18 protein-coding genes are annotated in these 20,649 nt (G+C 45.6%); 17 read left to right on the forward strand and 1 reads right to left on the reverse strand.

The window, feature by feature from the left end; translation table 11 throughout:
* Positions 1-10: 10 nt before the first annotated feature.
* From AC787_RS22040 to AC787_RS22075, 8 genes are all read left to right on the forward strand, one after another.
* Complete coding sequence (locus tag AC787_RS22040; RefSeq protein ID WP_054026753.1) at positions 11-541, forward strand: hypothetical protein; 531 nt, start codon at positions 11-13, stop codon at positions 539-541.
* Between the two features lie 309 nt (positions 542-850).
* The gene (locus tag AC787_RS22045; RefSeq protein WP_054026754.1) at positions 851-3,340 is read left to right on the forward strand and encodes an EAL domain-containing protein; all 2,490 of its coding nucleotides are present in this window, start codon (positions 851-853) and stop codon (positions 3,338-3,340) included.
* Positions 3,341-3,539: 199 nt separating this feature from the next.
* Positions 3,540-4,067, forward strand: a complete 528-nt coding sequence (locus tag AC787_RS22050; RefSeq protein ID WP_054026755.1) for a sigma-70 family RNA polymerase sigma factor — start codon at positions 3,540-3,542, stop codon at positions 4,065-4,067.
* 65 nt (positions 4,068-4,132) lie between these two features.
* Complete coding sequence (locus AC787_RS22055; RefSeq protein ID WP_054026756.1) at positions 4,133-5,311, forward strand: hypothetical protein; 1,179 nt, start codon at positions 4,133-4,135, stop codon at positions 5,309-5,311.
* Positions 5,308-6,261 (forward strand): ABC transporter ATP-binding protein, encoded by a 954-nt coding sequence (locus AC787_RS22060; RefSeq protein ID WP_054026757.1) that lies wholly within the window; start codon positions 5,308-5,310, stop codon positions 6,259-6,261. Before AC787_RS22055 ends, AC787_RS22060 begins: the two co-directional genes overlap by 4 nt.
* A complete protein-coding gene (locus AC787_RS22065) occupies positions 6,258-7,127 on the forward strand; it encodes a hypothetical protein (protein WP_054026758.1) in 870 nt (289 codons plus the stop codon). The genes AC787_RS22060 and AC787_RS22065 overlap by 4 nt, the downstream gene beginning before the upstream one ends.
* 201 nt (positions 7,128-7,328) lie before the next feature.
* Positions 7,329-8,363 carry a LacI family DNA-binding transcriptional regulator gene (locus AC787_RS22070; RefSeq protein WP_054026759.1) on the forward strand — a complete coding sequence of 345 codons (1,035 nt, stop codon included), beginning with the start codon at positions 7,329-7,331 and terminating at the stop codon, positions 8,361-8,363.
* A gap of 39 nt (positions 8,364-8,402) precedes the next feature.
* Positions 8,403-10,595 carry an alpha-galactosidase gene (locus AC787_RS22075; protein WP_054026760.1) on the forward strand — a complete coding sequence of 731 codons (2,193 nt, stop codon included), beginning with the start codon at positions 8,403-8,405 and terminating at the stop codon, positions 10,593-10,595.
* 68 nt (positions 10,596-10,663) lie between these two features.
* On the opposite strand, the gene AC787_RS22080 is transcribed toward AC787_RS22075, so the two are convergent.
* Positions 10,664-10,957: a hypothetical protein gene (locus AC787_RS22080; RefSeq protein WP_235561035.1), complete on the reverse strand. Its 294-nt coding sequence runs from the start codon at positions 10,955-10,957 to the stop codon at positions 10,664-10,666.
* A gap of 346 nt (positions 10,958-11,303) precedes the next feature.
* Between AC787_RS22080 and AC787_RS22085 the strand changes: the two genes are divergently transcribed.
* From AC787_RS22085 to AC787_RS22125, 9 genes are all read left to right on the forward strand, one after another.
* Positions 11,304-12,113 carry a MerR family transcriptional regulator gene (locus tag AC787_RS22085; protein WP_054026761.1) on the forward strand — a complete coding sequence of 270 codons (810 nt, stop codon included), beginning with the start codon at positions 11,304-11,306 and terminating at the stop codon, positions 12,111-12,113.
* Positions 12,103-13,875, forward strand: coding sequence for an ABC transporter ATP-binding protein (locus AC787_RS22090; protein ID WP_235561036.1), 1,773 nt, complete (start codon positions 12,103-12,105; stop codon positions 13,873-13,875). Before AC787_RS22085 ends, AC787_RS22090 begins: the two co-directional genes overlap by 11 nt.
* A 55-nt stretch (positions 13,876-13,930) precedes the next feature.
* Positions 13,931-14,782, forward strand: coding sequence for an SDR family oxidoreductase (locus tag AC787_RS22095; RefSeq protein WP_054026762.1), 852 nt, complete (start codon positions 13,931-13,933; stop codon positions 14,780-14,782).
* 149 nt (positions 14,783-14,931) lie between these two features.
* Positions 14,932-15,771, forward strand: coding sequence for an STM4015 family protein (locus AC787_RS22100; RefSeq protein ID WP_200930757.1), 840 nt, complete (start codon positions 14,932-14,934; stop codon positions 15,769-15,771).
* Positions 15,744-16,997 carry an STM4014 family protein gene (locus tag AC787_RS22105; protein ID WP_235561037.1) on the forward strand — a complete coding sequence of 418 codons (1,254 nt, stop codon included), beginning with the start codon at positions 15,744-15,746 and terminating at the stop codon, positions 16,995-16,997. Before AC787_RS22100 ends, AC787_RS22105 begins: the two co-directional genes overlap by 28 nt.
* Positions 16,998-17,003: 6 nt before the next feature.
* Positions 17,004-17,789 (forward strand): STM4013/SEN3800 family hydrolase, encoded by a 786-nt coding sequence (locus AC787_RS22110; protein WP_054026765.1) that lies wholly within the window; start codon positions 17,004-17,006, stop codon positions 17,787-17,789.
* A gap of 74 nt (positions 17,790-17,863) precedes the next feature.
* A complete protein-coding gene (locus AC787_RS22115; RefSeq protein ID WP_054027203.1) occupies positions 17,864-19,162 on the forward strand; it encodes an STM4012 family radical SAM protein in 1,299 nt (432 codons plus the stop codon).
* Positions 19,159-20,022 carry an STM4011 family radical SAM protein gene (locus AC787_RS22120; RefSeq protein ID WP_054026766.1) on the forward strand — a complete coding sequence of 288 codons (864 nt, stop codon included), beginning with the start codon at positions 19,159-19,161 and terminating at the stop codon, positions 20,020-20,022. Before AC787_RS22115 ends, AC787_RS22120 begins: the two co-directional genes overlap by 4 nt.
* 78 nt (positions 20,023-20,100) lie before the next feature.
* The gene (locus AC787_RS22125) at positions 20,101-20,622 is read left to right on the forward strand and encodes a type 1 glutamine amidotransferase domain-containing protein (protein WP_054027204.1); all 522 of its coding nucleotides are present in this window, start codon (positions 20,101-20,103) and stop codon (positions 20,620-20,622) included.
* The last annotated feature ends 27 nt before the right edge of the window (positions 20,623-20,649 follow it).

The raw sequence follows: 20,649 nt of genomic DNA on the forward strand, positions 1-20,649 counted from the left end.
GTGGCAACAAATGATTAGAAAATGGTTTATTCCTATGGTAGCGCTGGCTGTACTGTTTTCAGTCGCTCCCGTATGGGCAGCGAAGTCGGTTAAGGCTTTGCCTAATGCTTCATTAGTCGTTCAGCACCCAAATGAGTCTGATGTGGACAAAGAGCATAAGCATTACAAAGGAAAAATGACTCGCAAGGATTTTGAGGCTTATCGGCTGGAGAAGCTGAAGGAAATAGCGACCTATTTTGGTATTCAAGCCGAAGGCAAGACAGTGGAACAGCTGAAGAAGGAAGTAGAGGCTGCGAAGCTTGCCAATAAAGATAAATGGGAAGCCTTTAAAGCAGAGCATCAAGCGAAGCGGCTAGAGCATTTGCGTGAGATAGCGAAGGAGCATGGCATCAAGACAGAAGGCAAGACGTCGGAGGAGCTGCGTGAAGAGCTTTATAAGCTTCATGGCGGAAAAGGCAAACGTCCTCATCGCTTAGAGGATCATGACCGCGGCATTGATGATAACGAAGTGAAGCAGAAGAACAAGCAAAATCAAGTGTAAGCTCATTTACCAATCGCCTTCTCCGTCATAGACAGAGGGGGCGTTTTTTTATGAAAAAATGTCGCCTCTTGATTCGAAGAAGTATTGGTCCATCTTACTAGAGAATATACAAATTAAAATAGATGCTATCGACTCTTGTAGTTGAAAAATTATGAAAAGAATGAGGTTATTTGTCGAACTGTATAGTGTTATTATCCTATTTTTATCATTGTGTTTGGGTCAAAATGTCAAGTATACTAGAATCGTATCATAAATTGACATATTACGTCGTTTTTTCTTTCTTTGACAACAAGGGGCTGATAGGATCGAATGAGAGAGATTAAGCTAAGCATCGCTCAAAAATTAATATTTTCCATAGGACCGCTAGTTATTCTTTCGTTTGGTCTATTAGTAACCGCTCACCTCGTCAAACTTTATAATTCCAACCTGAGCGAAAGTGAACTACTTGCGCAAACAGAGTCTATGGCCTATATATATCCTTTCACAAAAACGATGGACCAAACGATGATGATGCTTCAGACACTTGAAGAGACCATGACTCAGATGGGGAAAGATCATCTGCAAAATCGTGAATACATAGTCGAATTACTGAAGCAGGTGCTTAGCAATCATCCTGATTTATTAGGTGTCTACACGTTATGGGAGCCTAATGCTTATGACGGAAAAGATGCATTTTATAAAAATAAAAACAGCTATGACGATGCTACTGGGCGCTTCATTCCTTATGCCGTTCGCAAGGATCAATCCATACAATTTCTGGCAATTGAGAATTACGAGGATAAAGAAAAAGGCAGCTTCTATCAAACGCCTAAGGTTACGAAGTCGTTCTCGCTAATAGAGCCATATGCATATAACATTCATGGTAAATCCGTATTGATGATATCGCTTGTGCAGCCTATTTTGAATGAGCAGAATGAGTTTTTGGGTATTGTAGGAGCGGATATTTCGCTTGAGTCGATGCAGAAGCAGATTGAAGCTTTCAGGCCGTTAGGCGGATACTCTACGATTATTACGACAGATAATCAGTATTTGGCTAATGGCATGCACCCCGAGCTTGTTAATGCTCCCTATATGCTATGGTCTAATGTGGATGAGCTTGAGGCGATGAAAGGGGCGGATTCGAGGTTTGCTTATACACGAGACTCAAACACCAACGAGACCGTATTGCGGCTGCTTCATCCGATTCTCGTTCATAATGTACTCTGGCATATTGAAACGATCATCCCCAAAAAGAACATGCTGTCTAATTATTACAAAAGTCTTAGGGAATCTTTATTAATAACAGGGATTGCTTTGCTTTTGATGGCGGTTGTGATGGTCATTCTCGTTAGGAAAATCATCTTAGTCAATATTTATAAGGTTATACAAGCAACATCGGCTGTCGCAGTTGGAGGCGTAGAACAGCAGCTAAGCATTCATACGAATGACGAGTTTGAATATTTGGCTAATCATTTTAATCATATGCTTATCCAGCGCAAAGAAGCTGACAATTTAATTGAATATCAATCGACGCATGACTTAATGACCGGGCTTCCGAATCGATATGCTTATCACCGTTATATGGAAGGTAAAGCAACAGAGCATAACAAGATGCAGGGACATATAGCGTTGCTCTTTATCGACCTCGATCGGTTCAAAATGATAAATGATATGCTTGACCATTCGATGAGTGACAAATTGCTTCAGAAGATGGCACAACGAATCATGCTAACCCTCGGCAGCTCGGGAAAAGTATTCCGCTTTGGGGGCGATGAATATATCGTGCTGCTAGAAAAAGTGAGTCACCTCCATGAGGCGATGAATAAGGCAGAAGCAATCCTGTCGGCTATTTCCGAGCCAATAGGCCTTGATGATCGAATGTTTTATATTACTGCGAGTATCGGAATGAGCATTCATCATGCATGGACGCCGGCGATTGCAGACCAGCTTGTGAAGGAAGCTGATATTGCGATGTATGTGGCGAAGAAAGAGCGAAATACATGCAAAATATATTCTCATTCTATTAATGATGTGACGAAGAAGGAGCTTATCCTTGAGAGCAGCATGTCCAAAGCTCTAGAACAGGGCCAATTTATGCTATATTATCAGCCTAAGGTTGATTTAATGACCGGTTCTATTTATGGGGCAGAAGCTTTAATTAGATGGAATCACCCCGAGCTGGGTATGGTATCACCGCTTGACTTTATCCCGATAGCAGAGAAAACCGGCTTCATTATTACACTAGGTGAGTGGGTGTTACATACAGCTTGCCAGCAAATTAAAGAGTGGGAGCTCATGGGACTGCAGCAGCTATCAATCAGTGTAAATATGTCGATGATACAATTCCAACAGAAACAAATTGTTCATACGATTGAACGAATCATTTCAGATGCTGGTATCAAGCCTCACCAGATCGAGCTGGAAATTACAGAGTCGATTTTTATGGACAACGCGGCTCACACGCTCAACATATTGCATGAGCTGCAGCAGCTCGGCGTTAAGCTGTCGCTTGATGATTTTGGAACTGGCTATTCATCACTCAGCTATTTGCAAAATATTCCACTACATACGTTGAAGATTGATAAATCTTTTATCAGCGGTATCGTAAACGATTATAAGAAACAAATGATTTTTAAATCCGTCGTCGTCATCGCCCATCATTTAAATTTGAAAGTTGTCACTGAAGGTGTTGAGACGGAGGAAGAGCTGCAGATTATTAATGATCATCATTGCGATGCTGTTCAAGGCTATATTTATAGTCCTCCTGTTGCCGCACCGAGATTTGTCCAGCTATATATGGAACATAATAAGGAAGCCTGATGGACATTCCGTCTCCCGTCAAACGTGGAGGCGTTTTTTTTTAATTCAGCAGATTTTATCTAGGAGTGATTGCCGGTTGTAGTTGTCGATAAGTATGCTATTCATTAGGTAAAATATTATTTTACCTATTGTGTTACAAAATGACCGACAACATCGTCTTCTTTATAGCTTGAGCAAAAAACGTAAGGAGGTAAACGGAATGGAACATTCGGCGCCGGATTTGTTTCGTCAGCAGTTTAATACGCATTATCCTTCGGTTAGACGAAAGCTCGTTGCACTTATTCGCGATGAAGCGGCAGCGGAGGATCTCGCCCAGGAAACATTTCTAAGGCTTTACCGGAATCCACCGGATCAACTTGAAGCAATTGGAGGCTGGCTTCACCGAGTATTGACGAGGCTAGCTTATGATTATATGGATAAAAAAGCACGTGAGCGCGCTCTAACGCAAAAGCAGGAGCAAAACATACTTGCACATCCGCAAGCGGTTCAGTCCAATGAACAGCAGGTGATCGACAAGGATGAGCAGGAACGCGTTAGAGGCTGGCTTGATACGTTGCCCGAACGGGATAAGAAAATGCTGCTGCTCAGATATGAAGGATACAGCTATGCAGAAATTGCAGAGCAGCTTGAGTTGCGACAGCCGCAAGTCGGGACGATGCTGCGTAGAGCTGGGGCTAGGCTGAAGCGCCATGCGCATAAGACAGAAGGAGCTTTGTCTCATGAGTAAAGTGCGATTACTACCGCCAGCTAAGCTCAGTTTTAAAGGTCAAAACCTTTTAGGAGGAGTTAAAGATGACAAAAAATGATGAAGTAAATAAAAAAGAAGCAGAGCAGATGTCAGCTGCATGGGCGCGCCTTGAGAAGCAGCTTCAGGCTTCAGAGCAATCGCCGCTTTGGGAGCAATGGGAAGAACAGGGCAAGTACGATGCTCATCCCAATAAGGAAACATCAGCTTCAGCCAGCGTGGTGCATACACCAGTAACGGCCGAACAATCGATTCCTGCACAAATGCAAGCGAATGTAGTACCAGTAGGAAGAGTTCGTACTTCACCTGGTCCAGCTGTTAGTCATAAGCCAAATAAAAGCGGAGCAGCAGGTAGCTGGTTCAAAAGGAATATGGGCAAAACAATAGCGGCATGTGCCGCCGCTTTAATCACGGTTGTAATAGCGACGCCTTCTACAAATGAAGCTCTAGCGGCATGGCTTAATACGTTCCGAATGGATAACGTGATGATTGTGCAGCAAAATGATTTGGAATCGCTCATGAACAGCTTCATGAAGGATGGCGAAACGCTGGAAACCGTTAACCGTTTCGGCAGCTTCGAGCAGACTACGGAAGGAAACTGGTCAGAGTTGACGATGGATCAGGCTTCTAAGGAGCTGGGTTTTCCTGTTCCGACATTGACGGTCCCGGGGATGCAGTCCAGTAACATATCATCGATGTCGGCGCAGTCTTTTACCTTCCGCCTGAATGTTGATGAAATTAACAATGCGATGCGTAAGCTGGGCGCGGATAAGCTGCTGCCAAAATCAGTAGACGGCAAAGCCATCGAATTTAACACAGGCAAAGGTGTAACGGTTACTTATGAGCCACTGGAAGGAAGTACTTCTAAGCAAAGCGTATGGGTTGAATATGTTAAGCAGCCTAGCATCAAAATTGATCCGTCTGTGGATGCAAAGGATGCTTATGAGGCTGTGATCCGCTTCCCAGCGCTTCCTGATCATTTGCGCAAATCACTTGTGCAAGCATCAAGCATGGAAAACGGAGAAATTCCATTTCCGCTCATTACAAATGAAAAGCCGGAGAAAATCGTTATTGAAGGGGTTGAAGTATATTTGAATCAATCCGCTGACTTAAACAATGCAAATGCGATGTGGCTTGAAGATGGAATGGTCACAAATGTACATTTCAACAATTTTGAGGATAAACAAAAAGTACAGTCGCTCATTGCGGAGCTGATTCACTCATGAGTGCTATTGCTATCGAAACAATCGGATTATGCAAGGATTATGGCGACGGACGCGGCTGTCATAATGTGACGCTGACGATTAGAGAAGGGGAAGCCTTTGGCTTCCTCGGTCCTAATGGAGCAGGAAAAAGCACGATCGTCAAAATGCTTACAGGACTCATCAAACCAACCTCAGGTAAAGCTCAAATTTTCGGACAGCCTTCTGGAACGATCGAGGCTAGGCGGAGATTTGGCTATTTGCCTGAGTTATTTCGTTATCCGGATTGGCTGACGGGCGAAGAGGTTCTGGCTTTTCATGCGAAGTTATGTGAGCTGGATCGCTCTATGGCCAAACGGCGTATTCATCAACTTCTGGACGAAGTGGGTATTGGCAGCCGTGGAAGAGACAGGCTCAAAGGGTACTCGAAGGGAATGCAGCAGCGGCTTGGACTCGCTTGCGCATTACTCACAAATCCGGATATCGTTTTTCTTGATGAGCCGGCTTCGGCGCTTGACCCTGTTGGCAGGCATGAGGTGCGAGATTTGCTTGCAAGGCTGAGAAGCCAAGGGAAGACTATTTTTCTTAATTCGCATCTACTCGAGGATGTGGAGCAGCTATGTGACAAGGTCGCTCTTCTTAATAATGGAAAAGTGCTGGCGGAAGGCAAGGTTGCAGAGGTGCTGAGCTCACAGTCCAGTTGGCGCTTACGCGTCAGTGGTTATACCCCTTTAGCAGCTGAACGTATCCAGCAACTATTAGGAGTAAATGCTATCGTGTCTAACGCTGAGAATGATGAAGGGTCTGTCTGGCTTGAAATACAATTGGAAAACGACGAGCAAATCGGGTTGGTCAATTACATCCTTATTGAGCTTGGTCTGACGCTGTATGAGGTTGGAAAAATACAATCACGGCTAGATGAGTGGTTTATTCAGGCCGTAACGGGTCTTGAGCATAGGGGGGAGCGCAGATGATCGCGGTTTGGGGCTTAACCTGGAAGGAGCTTATTCGCAAAAAAGTAACACTTATGACGCTCATTATGACCGTCCTCTTCTGGATCGCTTATTGGTTCATTGCTGATGCAATAGCTGGTGGTGAGGTTCATGTTGCTGCTTCTATGAACTTATTCGAAAATTTTGCCCGCAGTGCAATGATACTGACACTTGGTTTTTTCTTTGGCGCGTTTGCCGTTGCATTCCTTGCTATATTCAGCTCCGTTGCAGCTGTGACTGGAGAAGCAGAGCAAGGTGTGCTTCAATCCGTACTTGCTAGACCCATTGCGCGCTGGAAGTGGTTTATGGGCAGATGGCTCGGTTTTGTCAGTTATGTTGCGTTATATGCTTTCCTATTATTCAGCTCGATTATTCTCATCAGCTGGGTAGAAACTGGCGTCTTATTCGGCATGGTTGTGTACTTCAAATCATTCCTGTTTTTTATTTCTGTCATTCCGCTTTTAGTATCCTTAACGATGCTCGGTTCCTGTTATTTAAGCCCTTTAGGAAACGGCATTTGGATGACAATGCTGTTCGGTATGGGCTGGCTTGGCAGTACAATCGGCCGATTTATGAGCACTGGGACGATTCAAATGAAAGGGATGCAAACGCTTGAGACGATCACAGGTTTAATTAAGCTGGCCATGCCGGCAGATGCTTTGCAGCAGCGCATGCTTAATGAATTATTTTCAATTTCTGAGCTTAGAGGTTTATATAACATCAATACAGAGCTAAGTATTTTCTCCATTAATGGAGCTGCTTCAAACTCCTTTATCATTTATTGCTCGATATACACCATTGCGATGTTAGCTATAGGCATGTTAATTATGAGACGAAAAGATTTTTAAGCGGGGCTGCGCCTTTACTGAGGGGCAGCTTCTTTATTTTTATAAAAGAACAAGAGGTCCCAATAGCAGACGTTGGGGTCTTTTTTTGTGCTGTTGAAGTATTTTACATAAAGATAGGCTGGGGTGCTTGAAGACTTTACGAGCGTCTGCTAAACTATAATTGTTATTTAGTAAATTTATTAACTAAATTCGGGGTGTGGTATGGCGACGATAAAAGATATTGCGCAGGAAGCAGGCGTTTCAGCTGCTACCGTATCCAGGGTTTTGAACAATGATGTTACCTTGGCAGTAAGTGAAGAAACGCGTACACGTATATTTAGCATTGCCGAGCAGCTGCAATATAAGCCGTCCAGGCTGCGAAGAATGAAGAAGGAAGAGCAACTCTCGCGTCAGCAAATCGGTTTGCTTATGTGGTCGACACTAGAAGATGAGCATGAGGATCCTTATTTCTCATCCATTCGCAAAGGAATTGAAACACGCTGCGAGGAGCTTGGCATTAACATTGTTAAAGTACTTCGCGGCAACAGCCGAGTGGAGATGCAGCCTTTAAACGAGCTGGATGGTGTTATTGTTGTGGGCTCCATTCATGATAAGGATGTCAATCAGTTGTATAGCAATGGAAACCGGCTTGTATTTGTGAACCATTCGGACGAGCTTTACGATTATGACACCGTAAAGCTGCATTTCGAGCAAGCAACCCGGGCGGTAATCAAACATCTTAGAGAACTGGGCCATCAAAAAATAGGCTATATCGGCGGGAATGATTATATCCATCGTCTGAATCGTCAAGATGAAGGTATGGAAGTTGATGAGCTTCGGCGTGTTTTTTTCGAGAAGGAGATGCGCGAGCTTGGTCTTTATGATGAAAGTTATGTGATTAAGAAGTATTGGTCTTCAAACAGCGGTTATGAAGCGATGAATCAGATGCTTCAGCAAAACTCGCGCCCGACCGCTTGTTTTATAGGGAGTGATCCGATGGCGGTTGGCGCTTTGCGCGCACTGCATGAGCATGGTCTTCGGGTACCTGAGGATATGGCGATTGTAGGTTTTGATGATATCGAAATATCTGCATTTTTGAATCCACCGCTTACAACTGTTCGCGCACATACCGAGCATATGGGCAGAATGGCGGTACAACTGCTGCTTGAGCGAATTGAAGGCCGAGAGGCAGCTGTTCATATGACCATCAATACTACTCTCATCGTGCGGGATAGCTGCGGCAGCTCTGTGAAATAGTTTTTATTCATTTATATAAACATTTAGGAGGTTATTATTTTGTCTATTCAATATGATCAACAGCGTTCGTTATTTCACCTGCAAGCGAAGGATACTAGCTATGTCATCCATATTACAAAAACAGGTTACCCTGCACACGTCTATTGGGGCAAAAAAATTCGCGGGGTGCAGCTGGAGCGTCTATTCGAGCTTAAGGAGCGTGCTTCTTTCACGCCTAGCACAGAGCTGGATCAGCGCGAATTGTCGCTAGATACACTTCCTCATGAGTATCCAGCATACGGAAACTCGGATTTCCGTATGCCTGCTTTCCAGGTCAAGCTTCCAAACGGAACAACCGTAACGGATTTGCGCTTTGATTCGCACCAAATTATCGTTGGAAAGCCGCCGCTTGCTGGATTGCCTGCAACGTATATTGAAAATGACTCTGAAGCACAAACGCTTGAAATTACGCTGAAAGATGATTTGACAGGTTTGTCCGTCATATTGTCTTATACAGTGTTTGAAGACTACGATGCGATTGCCCGTTCGGCTAGAATCGTCAACAACGGATCTGATACTTTAGAATTACAGCGCGCATTCAGCATGAGCTTGGATTTTGCGCATGACAACTTTGAAATGCTTCAGCTCTCTGGAGCTTGGATTCGTGAGCGTCATATTCATAAGCGCAAACTTGAGCCGGGTCTGCAATCAATCGAGAGCCGCAGAGGTTCAAGCAGCCATATGCAAAATCCGTTTGTCGCTTTACTCTCGGAGGGTTCTACCGAGGATCATGGTGACGTTTACGGTGTAAGCCTTGTATACAGCGGTAATTTTACGGCGGGTGTCGAAGTGGATCAATTTCATGCAGCTAGGTTATTTATTGGGATAAACCCCTTCGACTTTAATTGGAGACTGGAGCCAGGTGAGCAATTCCAAACGCCGGAGGCGGTAATGGTTCATTCCGAGCATGGTCTCGGCGGCATGTCGCGCAGCTTCCATGATTTATACCGTGCTCGCTTAATTCGCGGTACGTTCCGTGATCAAACTCGTCCGATACTGGTCAACAACTGGGAAGCGACGTATTTTAACTTTAATGCAGATAAAATCGAAGATATTGCGCGTGCCGGCCAAGAGCTTGGCATCGAGCTGTTTGTACTGGATGACGGCTGGTTTGGGAAGCGCGACAATGACACCACATCACTAGGTGATTGGTTTGTTGACCCGAAAAAGCTGCCAAATGGCCTAGAGGATTTGGTTAGCCGCGTGAAGCGACTAGATATGCAATTCGGCTTATGGTTTGAGCCGGAAATGATTTCACCTGAGAGTGAGCTGTATAAAGCTCATCCGGATTGGTGCTTGCATATCGATGGACGCAGACGGACACAAGCGAGAAATCAACTTATTCTAGATTTGTCGCGCAAGGACGTTCAGGAATACATCGTTAAGTCGATCTCAGATATTCTTTCAAGTGCGCCGATTACGTACGTGAAATGGGATATGAACCGCAATATGACGGAGATCGGTTCAGCGCTGCTGCCTGCGGAGCGTCAACGCGAGACAGCTCATCGTTATATGCTAGGTCTTTATTCCGTCCTTGAACAAATCACTTCTGCTTTCCCAGATGTGTTGTTTGAAAGCTGCTCCGGCGGCGGCGGTCGCTTCGATGCAGGCATGCTTTATTACATGCCGCAAACATGGACAAGCGACAACTCGGATGCGGTATCCCGCTTGAAAATTCAATACGGAACAAGCATCGTTTATCCAGTAAGCGCAATGGGCGCTCACGTATCAGCAGTGCCTAACCATCAAGTTGGACGTATGACTTCCTTAGAAACTAGAGGAAATGTTGCGTTGTCTGGAAACTTTGGTTATGAGCTTGATCTGACTCAATTTACCGAGGAAGAGAAGACGACAGTTAAGGAGCAGGTTGCTCTGTATAAGGATGTTCGGCATCTTGTGCAATTTGGAGACTTCTATCGTCTGCTTAGCCCGTTTGAAGGGAATGAGACGGCGTGGATGTTCGTCTCCAAGGATAAAAAGGAAGCATTTGTTGTTTTCGTTTCAGTTCTGCAAGAGCCGAATCTGAAGCTCAATCGTTTCTGCCTAAAAGGTCTTGATCCGAACCGTGATTACAAGCTGCTTGGTGAAGAAACGGTTTACGGCGGCGATCAGCTGCTATATGCTGGTCTTGCAACGCCACAATTTTTTGGCGAATATGCAAGCAAAGTATACCGTTTCCTCGCAGTGGAGTAAACGATAAAGAGGGTGCTTCAGAAGTTGTTCAACTTCTGAAGCACCCTTTTCTGCTATGTTTAAATGGACTAGCCCATCGAAGTTGAAGCTGCTGCAGCAATGAAAATAATAAAAACAACGATGTAAATAGCAAGAATGATTGCCGCCCAAATCAACGACGCTTTAAAATAGTTTTTCTTAGTTGGGTTGCCTTCGCCAAACGCCCATACAAACATCATAATAATATTTACAATCGGAATGATCAAAATGAGTGTAGTGAGCATCCACTCTTTAATTGAAATGACGGGCGACATTGCCTGTTCTTGATGGTGACCATATCCTGGTACACCTGGGTTTACTGGGGGTTGCTGATAATTATCCATTATTTCTCTCCTTTGAGTTCATATTACTGTAACAATTTGGTCACAAACTGATTATATATAATTTCCCAATATTTACAACCCTTGATTTTTGTAAAGCTTCATTTTTTATAAGATATAGGGCTTGTATTCTATTAAAGTAATAAATTAATAGAATAATTGATATAAAATAAATGAGTTTATCGATTGTGAATATTTATTTTTAGGCTCAATTAGAAGAGGACTACAATAATTATGGGTGACATAATTCATACAATATTTCCAGAAAAATATATCTTTCATCATTTAACCCTCTTGCCCTTGACGTTACGTCAAGGGTTATACTCTGTTCAAGAGGGGGAATGAACAGATGAATCATAGTTCTTCTTATGCCATTGGCGCATTCGCGAAGCTGACTAAGGTTACTGAGCGAACGCTCCGTTATTACGATCGCAAGGGATTGCTGAAACCGTCCAGCCGAAATACGCATGGGCATCGCTTTTATACGGATCAGGATTTAATTCAGCTGCAAAAGATTTTGACTTTAAAATATTTGGACTTCTCCTTGGAGGATATTTCTGCTTATTTGCAGAGGCCGGAAGAGGATTTGCAGCACTCGCTTGCATCGCAATACGAGATGCTTCAGAGAAAACAGGAGCATTTGGAGCGTGTACTTAGCACAATCGGACGGATGCAGAAAATTGTTGAGGGAGCGGGAAAGGTTGATAGCGATTCATTGCTCGTGTTCATTCATAATATTCAGCATGAGCAGCAGCAGAAGGAGTGGCTGTCATCGCAAATGCCGCCTACCTTTGTAGATGCAATATTTTTGGAGGGGATGGACCCGGAGAGCAGACTGGATATTGAGCGCAGGATAACAGCGTACGTCATAGAACTAAAGGAACTGTATAAGCAAGGAAAGCAGCCTTTGGATGAAGAGGTGCTGGAGATTGGACGTAAGTTGGTAGCTTTTCTAGAGGATCTCCTTGCTCCAATCCTAAGTGGATTTAATGAAGAGGAGCTTGCACAATTGGACGCTATAAACGATCCATCACTTACCTTTGATCCTGTCTTATTTCCAAATTTATTCACCAAGGATGAGGAAGCCTTTCTAGCCATCACGTTTGATCATCTTGAGGCTTTGAAGTCGATCAAAGGGGAGATAAACGGTGAAAAATAACGTAGAAATAGAAAAGCCGCAAGCGAGTATTGGCGTTTCGCAATTTTTCAAGCTGATCGCGAAGCATAGACCCGCGAAGATCTTAATTATTGTTGCCGTTGTGTTAGGGCTCGGCGAGACACTGCTCTCGCTGCTCATTCCTTTATTGACCAAAAATTTAGTGGAGGAGTTATCACAATCCAGCATCCAAACCATGACCTTTGTCGTGCTAGGAGGGGTTTTTCTAATCCAGACAATTATGTCAGGTTTCTCGGTCTATACGATGTCCTATGTGGGTCAATATGTCATTGCAGGCTTGCGGCGCGAGGTTTGGGAGCGGGTATTGAAGCTGCCTGTTCCGTTCTTCGATCGCAACAATTCTGGAGAGACGATGAGCCGTGTTACGAATGATACGAATGTGATTAAAGATTTTATAATCGGTCATGTGATATCGTTTTTAGGCGGAATTGTTTCTATTATAGGCGGCGTGGCCCTTCTGCTGCTGATTGATTGGAAGCTAACGCTGCTTATGTTGATCGCTGTACCGGCTGCGCTGCTTGTTCTATGGCCGCTAGGCACCAAAATGTTCACAGTATCCAAATCGATGCAGGATGAAACGGCACGGTTTCAAGGGGATCTTGGCCGCGTACTCTCCGACATTCGGCTTGTCAAGGCATCGCTGGCAGAGCCTGTAGAAAATCGTCAAGGCGGCAAGCGAATCTCGCAATTGTTTAAGTTTGGGCTGCAGGAAGCAAAAATTATGTCTGTTGTAACGCCGTTAATGATGACGGTCATGCTGCTTATTCTCGTTATTTTAATCGGCTATGGCGGTGTAAGAGTAGCGCAAGGCACTTTAACGGGCGGAGAGCTGGTTGCTATCATTTTGTATATGTTCCAAATTGTCATGCCATTTACGCAGATGGCTTCGTTCTTCACACAATTTCAGAAAGCGATGGGCGCTTCTGAACGGATTTTGGAGCTCCTGAATGAGAAGGAGGAGCAGACCCGCACTGAGATTGTGACTGCCGGGCCTCAAACGAAAGAACAGAAATCCTTTATCAAATTTGACCGTGTAAGCTTTGGATACTCAGAGGATCGGCCGCTGCTGCATTCGCTCTCGTTTCAGGTAGTGCAGGGACAAGTAACGGCGTTTGTAGGTCCGAGCGGCACGGGTAAGACAACGCTATTCTCGATGCTTGAACGTTTCTATGATCCGACCGAGGGGGTAATAACCTATGGAGGGGAACCGATTAAGGGAATGGCTTTGGAGGATTGGCGCAAACGAATCGCATATGTTTCACAAGATAGTCCGATGATGCAAGGCACGATTCATCACAATCTCACCTATGGACTGGAAGATGTGAACGAGGCTAGAATCATGGAAGCTGTGGAGCAGGCGAATTTGACATCTTTTATTCAATCGCTTCCAGATGGCTATGAGACAGAGGTTGGAGAAAGAGGCGTTAAACTATCAGGAGGCCAGCGTCAACGGCTGGCGATTGCCCGGGCTATTTTGCGAAATCCTGATATATTGCTGCTGGATGAAGCGACTGCACATCTGGATAGCGATTCGGAAATGCAGGTGCAAGAGGCGCTGCAGAGCCTTATGAAAGCACGAACGACGTTAGTCATCGCTCATCGTCTCTCAACCATTCGTGGTGCTGATCAAATTATTGTGCTTGAGAAAGGTGAAATTTCTGGGCAGGGCTCCCATGCTGAACTGCTAGAGGGTCATGAATTATATGCCAAGCTCGTGCAGCAGCAGTTTAGTGTGGAGCAGTAAGACGCAGCGCAACATGTTATTGTACATATTTCATACAAGTAGAGGTGGTTTTGGGATGGCTAATGTCGGACAAATAATCAATCAGCCCGTTGCTATTATTACTGGAGCATCCAGTGGATTTGGGCTTTTGACTTCGATCCGCTTGGCGCTAGAGGGCTACTTTGTCATTGCAACGATGAGAGATATGGGGAAAAAAGAAGGCGTGCTTGCGAAAGCTAAAGAAAACGGAGTACTAGAGCATTTTGAAGTAATGAGGCTTGATATTACGGATACTGGGAATATAGCAGATGTCATTGAACAGGTAATGGAGCGATGGGGTAGAATTGACGTACTCGTAAATAATGCGGGTTATGCTGTTATGGGCGTCATTGAGGAGGTACCGATGCCAGATTGGCGGGCTCAGTTCGATACCAATTTTTTTGGCACGGTTGCCGTTACGAAAGCGGTTCTGCCGCATATGCGAGTACGCAAGCAAGGTAAAATTATTAATGTCAGCAGCGGCGCAGGCATTATTGGCTTTTCTAACACGGGTCCTTACTCAGCTTCTAAGTTTGCGGTGGAGGGCTTCAGCGAAGCATTGCGGCTTGAGCTGCTGCCATTTTCTATACCGGTTGTGCTCGTACAGCCGGGCACTTACGACACGGGAATCTCAGCCAAGCATGTGTATCATGCCAAGCTGAACTCCCCTTACAGCAAAATGATCGAGCGCTTTAATCAATTTAATAAAAAATCGGAGAAAAATGCGCCTAACCCGATTCAGGTTGCGAACACGATTGTGAAAATTTGCAGGGCTCGCAGTCCAAAGCTTCGTTACGTGTGCGGAAATGATGCGAAGATGATCTTTGTTATGAAAAAGCTGTTCCCGTGGCGACTAATTGAATTTATTCTCCGTAAAGCACTTCACTAAACACAAAAGGCTGAAAGCGCCGCATGCGGCGCTGCTCGGCTTATTTTTTTTTTGGAGCAGGGTACAGTTATGACGTTGAGACCATTGACGCATTGAAAAAGTCCATGTTACTCTAGCTTCACATGGAAACTATTGGAGGGATACTCTTGATTGAAATTCGCTTATCGGTAGGTTATGACGAGTATGAAGAAGGCGTAAGAATGTCTGGTCTAATTGAAAAATTGGCATCAAGCGCGGATGGCGAACAGCTGTCTATACTAACGATTGGTGATTGGGGTCAGGCGTATGAAAATTCTCCGGACAGCTTTTTGGAAACTTTGATTAGCCATAAAGATTCTTTTCCTAACTTAACGAAGTTATTTATTGGAGATATGGGTTTTGAGGAATGCGAAGTTTCTTGGATTAATCAGACGAACCTTTCACCATTGCTTGCGGCATTCCCTAATTTGCAGTCATTGTCGATCAAGGGTAGTCAAGAGTTAAGCTTGCAGCCGCTTGTTCACGATAAGCTGCAGGAGCTAGTCATTATTTGTGGTGGACTTCCGAAGTCTGTAATAGAGGAAATAACGAGCGCAAAACTGCCGGAGCTGAAGAAGCTTGAGCTTTATTTGGGCGTAGAGGATTACGGCTTTGACGGTGGAATTGAGGATATAATGCCGCTTTTGAAGGGTGATTTATTTCCGAAGCTTACATACTTGGGCTTGAAAGATAGTGAAATTCAGGACGAAATCGCGATTGCGATAGCTGATGCGCCTATTTTGGACCGATTGGAAATACTTGATCTGTCTTACGGTACGTTAACCGATGAAGGCGGTAAGGCACTGCTTGCAAGCGAGCGTGTGAAGAAGCTGAAACATCTTAACTTAAGCTACCACTATATGACGGATGAGCTGCTGCTGCGCTGGAAGCAATCAAACCTATCCGTTGATGTGACAGATCAGCAGGAAACGGATGAAGATGATTGGCGTTATCCGTTCCTTACCGAATAATGAATCATTATGTAAACGATGGCGGCTCCGAAACTCCTTATCTACTAATCGGAAATCCGTCTAACAAACGAACATTCGGCTTGCAGGCAGCAAGAAAGAAGCATGGGCTAGCTCCTGCTGTCGTGCTCTCCTATGAGCAGCTGCTGATGCGAACGGTGTTTATTCAGGATATTTTGCGGCAATTTGCGGGGGTTGGAAAAGTCATTATACGTCTTGATGCGCCGGGCGAGGATCAAGCGGTTGAACGACAATTAATCGCATGGGGTGCGGCTGACCGAAGCGGTGATGACTTATTCTGGTCTGCGGGCTCTCTGCCGCACAACATTTCCATATCTGCGGATGAGGTGCTACAGCTGCCTATAGAGCATGGTCGAATCTATTATCCGGCACAGTGGTACCGCGGCTACTGCCGATTTCTAGCCGCTGTGCACCAAGAAGTTAAGGCTTCGGGCGTTTCCGTTCATTGGGTAAACTCGCCAGGAAGTGTAGCAAATATGTTCGACAAAAGAAGCTGCTGGCAGCTGCTCACGCGCCATGGCCTATTAATGCCGGCGTTGCCAGCCCCAACGGGAAGCATAAAAAATTACGATGAGCTGCAAGCGGCGATTGCTGCAAGCGGCATGAGGCGGCTGTTTATTAAGCTTGCTTGCGGATCAGGAGCCTCGGGTGTTATTGCTTATCAAATCAATCCTCGTACAGGTGATGAACTTGCCATTACGACGATCGGCATGGAGGAACGAGCTGGCGGCATTTGTTATTTTAACGAAGGCAAGCTGCGGCGTTACCGAGAACGTTCAGATATTCGGCAAATGATTGATTGGCTATGCAGGGAAGGCGCGCATATTGAAAGATGGATTGAGAAGGAAAGCTTCGAGAGCAAGTCGTTTGACGTACGGCAGCTTGTTGTGGGCGGTAAAGCTTGCCACACGGTGCTTCGTTTAAGCAGCACTCCGATTACGAATTTGCATCTGCGCAATGAACGAAGGATGGACGTGGACCAGCTGCTATCCACTGAAGTGAGGGCAGCGGTGCAGCAAACGGCCGAGGCTGCGCTCCGCGCTTTTCCCGGATGCTCTACAGCAGGCGTAGATGTACTCGTTCAAAGAAGTAGCGGCATGACCTATCCGATAGACATCAATCCTTTTGGTGATTTGCTGTACGGCGCCGAGTATGAGGGGATGAACACCTATGAATGGCAAATGCAGCAGCTGCTCAGAAAGGAATAGATATGAATGCTGGATATGAACCAAATCGTAGGTTCTCACGATATACTGATGATTACGCTCGATACGCTGCGTTATGATGTAGCGAAGCTTGAGGAAGAGAATTGTCCGAACCTTTGCGCAAGCGGAGGCTGGGAGAAGCGGCATTCACCGGGCAGCTTTACTTATGCTGCCCATCATGCTTTTTTTGGAGGTTTTCTGCCAACTCCTGCGAACACGGACAAAGCTTCTCATATCAGATTGTTTCATACGAAAAATACGGGGCTTAAGACGCACCCTCATACATGGTTATTTGACGCTCCGGATCTCGTATCCGGCTTGCAGGAGGCGGGCTACCGGACGATCTGCATCGGAGGCGTCATTTTTTTTACGAAAAAGAATAAGCTTGCCAAGGTTTTGCCTAGTTATTTTCAAGAAAGCTATTGGAGGATGACTTTCGGGGTGACGAATCCGCGTTCGACGGAACATCAGGTGAATCACGCGCTTAAGCTGCTGGAGCATTCTGATCCCGCTGAGAAGCTGTTTCTGTTCATGAATATTTCCGCCATGCATGGACCTAATCATTATTTTGTAGAGGGCGCTAAAAGGGATTCTGTGGAAACACAGCGTGCCGCGCTTCGCTATGTGGATAGTCAGCTTGGTCCATTGTTCGATGCCATGCTGCGCAGAGGAAAAACATTATGTCTCGCGTTTTCCGATCATGGAACGGCTTACGGCGAGGACGGCTTTGAAGGGCATCGATTGGCTCACGAAGTTGTCTGGAATGTACCGTATCGCGAGTTTTTATTGGAATAAGGAGGAGAAACAACTTGCAAAAATCATCTTCGCTACCATCTTTTCCGAAGCTTAAGGAGCAGGAGCTGCGCTGGATGGAGGCTCCATATCGTTCCTATTTGTACTCCTATCCACATAAGACGGCTTACCGTGATTTGCAGCCTGCACAGTCGCTCAAGGAGATGTGGGAGCGGGATCAAACCGATTATTATTTTTTGTACATGCATATTCCTTTTTGCGGAGCTCGCTGCGGTTTCTGCAATTTGTTCACGCTGCCCGATCGCAGGTTGAATGTCCATGAGCAGTATATCGATGCGATGCAGCGGCAGGCTGAGCAGTGGGCGCCTTGGTTTAAAGACAAAACATTTTCACGATTCGCGATTGGCGGAGGAACACCAACATTGCTGGAAGCCTCCTTGTTGAACCGTCTATTCGATATTGCAGAGAATACGATGGGACTCGATCCGATGAAGGCGTCGATATCGGTAGAAACATCGCCGGAAACGGTAACGGCTGACCGTATGCATGTGCTTAAGGGGCGGCTCGTTGACCGGATCAGTATGGGCATTCAAAGTTTCGTTGAAGAGGAAGCATCAGCCATATATCGTCCACAGAAGCCGCGGCTCGCGGAAGAAGCGCTGGATACGCTGATGTCTTATTCTTTTCCACTCGTGAATGTAGATCTTATTTACGGCTTGCCTGGTCAAACAGCGGAAACATGGCTGTACTCACTTGAGAAGGCAATAAGCTATGGTCCTGGCGAGATTTTTATATATCCGCTTTATACGCGCGAGAACACAATACTAAAGCCCGAACAGATGCGCAGTGCAGGTGAGGATATTCGATTGGAGCTGTATCATATTGCCCGCGAGCGTCTTGAGTCTGCAGGTTATAAACAGTTTTCGATGAGGCGTTTTGCTAGGGATATATCCTTTACTCATAAAAAAGTGCTGCCCTTCAGCTGTCAGGAGGAAGGAATGGCAGGCCTTGGCTGCGGAGCTCGCTCCTATACCCGCGATGTACATTATGCATCGCGATACGGTGTGAGTGCAGCGGCAACGCGCAGTATTATTGAAGAGTATGTCGCTGCCGAGCGTTATGATACGGCGGATTACGGCTTTATTCTGAATGAAGCTGAGCAGAAGCGCAGATTTGTTTTGAAGGCGCTGCTGCACCGCGAGGGTCTGAGCTTATTCGCATACGAGGAGCGATTCGGGAGTGATGCGCTAGCGGATCATCCTGATTTGCAGGTGCTGATCCGTTTGGAATTAGCTGAGCTGGTGGATGGCACCCTTCGGCTGACGACGCAAGGCATGGCTTATTCGGATGCGATTGGAGACGAGTTTATTTCGAGCGATGTAAGAGAACTTATGAACGGGTATGTCATCCGATGAAGGCGGTTCTGTATTACCGCGGCGCGTTGTCATCATGCAATTATGACTGTCCGTATTGTCCGTTCAGCAAGACAAAGGATAGCAAAGCGACGCTTGCGAAGGATAAGCAGCAGCTGCACGCGTTCATGGAATGGGTCCGGGAGCAAGGCGCTTCTGGGCATCAGCTCTCGATTTTCTTTAACCCTTATGGCGAGGGACTAGTGCATCGGTGGTATCGTGAGGCCATGGTAGAGTTGTCTCACATGGCGCATATCGAGAAGGTAGCCATTCAGACCAACTTATCCGTCAAGCTTGATTGGACGAACCAACTAGATCAGGGCAAGGTAGCTTTTTGGGTGACTTATCACCCTGGGCAAACGAGTCAAGCCGCTTTTTTAAGCCAGTGCACGAAATTGTATGAGCAAGGTATTCCCTTTAGTGTGGGTTCAGTAGGGATACGATCCGCTTTCGAAGCCATTAAGCAGCTGCGGCAGCTGCTGCCTGAGGATGTATACCTTTGGGTCAACGCCTTCAAGGATCGGAAACCATATTATACAGAGGATGAGATCGTTTATTTATCGGAAATTGATCCTCATTTCCTGCTGAACGTGCCTGATTACGATAGCATAGGCAAACCGTGCGGCGCGGGCTTGAATGTGTTTTATGTGCAGGGTGCAGGTATCGTCAAACGCTGCTATAGCGATCGTAAGGTCATTGGCCATCTCTATCGAGATGGGTTAGAGGGTCTAGCATCCGAGCGTCCTTGTACGATGAAGAAATGCGGCTGCTACATCGGCTATATTCATATTCCCGAGTTGAAGCTAGGCGATGTTTACGGTGATCGTCTCCTTGAACGCATACCTGCAGGTTATACTCGTTAATCTGCTTCAAATTCATCTAAATAGGGTAAAGTAAATCATGGCTTGAATCATGAGAGGAGTGTGCAAAATATGACACCATTGAAAAAGGTCGCATTTCTGCTAGCTGACGACTTCGAAGATTCCGAAATGAAAAATCCCTACGATGAAATGGTGAAGAACGGTCATGACCCCGTTATTATTAGCTTGAAGAGCAATGACGAGTTGAAAGGAAAACAGGGGACAATCACGTATACTTCACATCTAGCCATTGAAGAAGCCAACGCTGATGATTACGACGCTATCATTATCCCTGGCGGGAAATCACCTTCTCATCTCATGGGCAATGCGGATGTGCAAGCCTTTGTTCAAAAGGCCGATCAAGCTGGCATAACGATTGCGGCAATATGCCATGGTCCGCAAATTTTAGAGGCAGCTGGCCTGCTGAAGGGACGTACATTAACAGCTTATCCTGCTCTATCGGCAGACATTGAAGCAGCAGGAGGGCATTTTGTCGACAAAGAGGTTGTCGTTGATCGCAATTTTGTTACGTCACGAACGCCAGCGGACGAGCCAGCTTTCATCCGCGAAACGATTGTTAAGCTTGGCGTAAACGCTTGGTAGTTTGAAATTGCAAATGGATAGGGCTGT

This window comes from Bacillus sp. FJAT-28004, assembly GCF_001280845.1.
GTDB lineage: Bacteria > Bacillota > Bacilli > Paenibacillales > Paenibacillaceae > Pristimantibacillus.

What these genes read in the sequence shown, in the direction of transcription:
- AC787_RS22040 (WP_054026753.1), top strand. Translation starts at nt 11, where the DNA reads ATGATTAGAAAATGGTTTATTCCTATGGTAGCGCTGGCTGTACTGTTT.
- AC787_RS22115 (WP_054027203.1), top strand. Translation starts at nt 17,864, where the DNA reads ATGGAGGCTCCATATCGTTCCTATTTGTACTCCTATCCACATAAGACG.
- AC787_RS22120 (WP_054026766.1), top strand. Translation starts at nt 19,159, where the DNA reads ATGAAGGCGGTTCTGTATTACCGCGGCGCGTTGTCATCATGCAATTAT.
- AC787_RS22065 (WP_054026758.1), top strand. Translation starts at nt 6,258, where the DNA reads ATGATCGCGGTTTGGGGCTTAACCTGGAAGGAGCTTATTCGCAAAAAA.
- AC787_RS22070 (WP_054026759.1), top strand. Translation starts at nt 7,329, where the DNA reads ATGGCGACGATAAAAGATATTGCGCAGGAAGCAGGCGTTTCAGCTGCT.
- AC787_RS22050 (WP_054026755.1), top strand. Translation starts at nt 3,540, where the DNA reads ATGGAACATTCGGCGCCGGATTTGTTTCGTCAGCAGTTTAATACGCAT.
- AC787_RS22085 (WP_054026761.1), top strand. Translation starts at nt 11,304, where the DNA reads ATGAATCATAGTTCTTCTTATGCCATTGGCGCATTCGCGAAGCTGACT.
- AC787_RS22095 (WP_054026762.1), top strand. Translation starts at nt 13,931, where the DNA reads ATGGCTAATGTCGGACAAATAATCAATCAGCCCGTTGCTATTATTACT.
- AC787_RS22055 (WP_054026756.1), top strand. Translation starts at nt 4,133, where the DNA reads ATGACAAAAAATGATGAAGTAAATAAAAAAGAAGCAGAGCAGATGTCA.
- AC787_RS22080 (WP_235561035.1), bottom strand. Translation starts at nt 10,957, where the DNA reads ATGGATAATTATCAGCAACCCCCAGTAAACCCAGGTGTACCAGGATAT.
- AC787_RS22060 (WP_054026757.1), top strand. Translation starts at nt 5,308, where the DNA reads ATGAGTGCTATTGCTATCGAAACAATCGGATTATGCAAGGATTATGGC.
- AC787_RS22110 (WP_054026765.1), top strand. Translation starts at nt 17,004, where the DNA reads ATGCTGGATATGAACCAAATCGTAGGTTCTCACGATATACTGATGATT.
- AC787_RS22045 (WP_054026754.1), top strand. Translation starts at nt 851, where the DNA reads ATGAGAGAGATTAAGCTAAGCATCGCTCAAAAATTAATATTTTCCATA.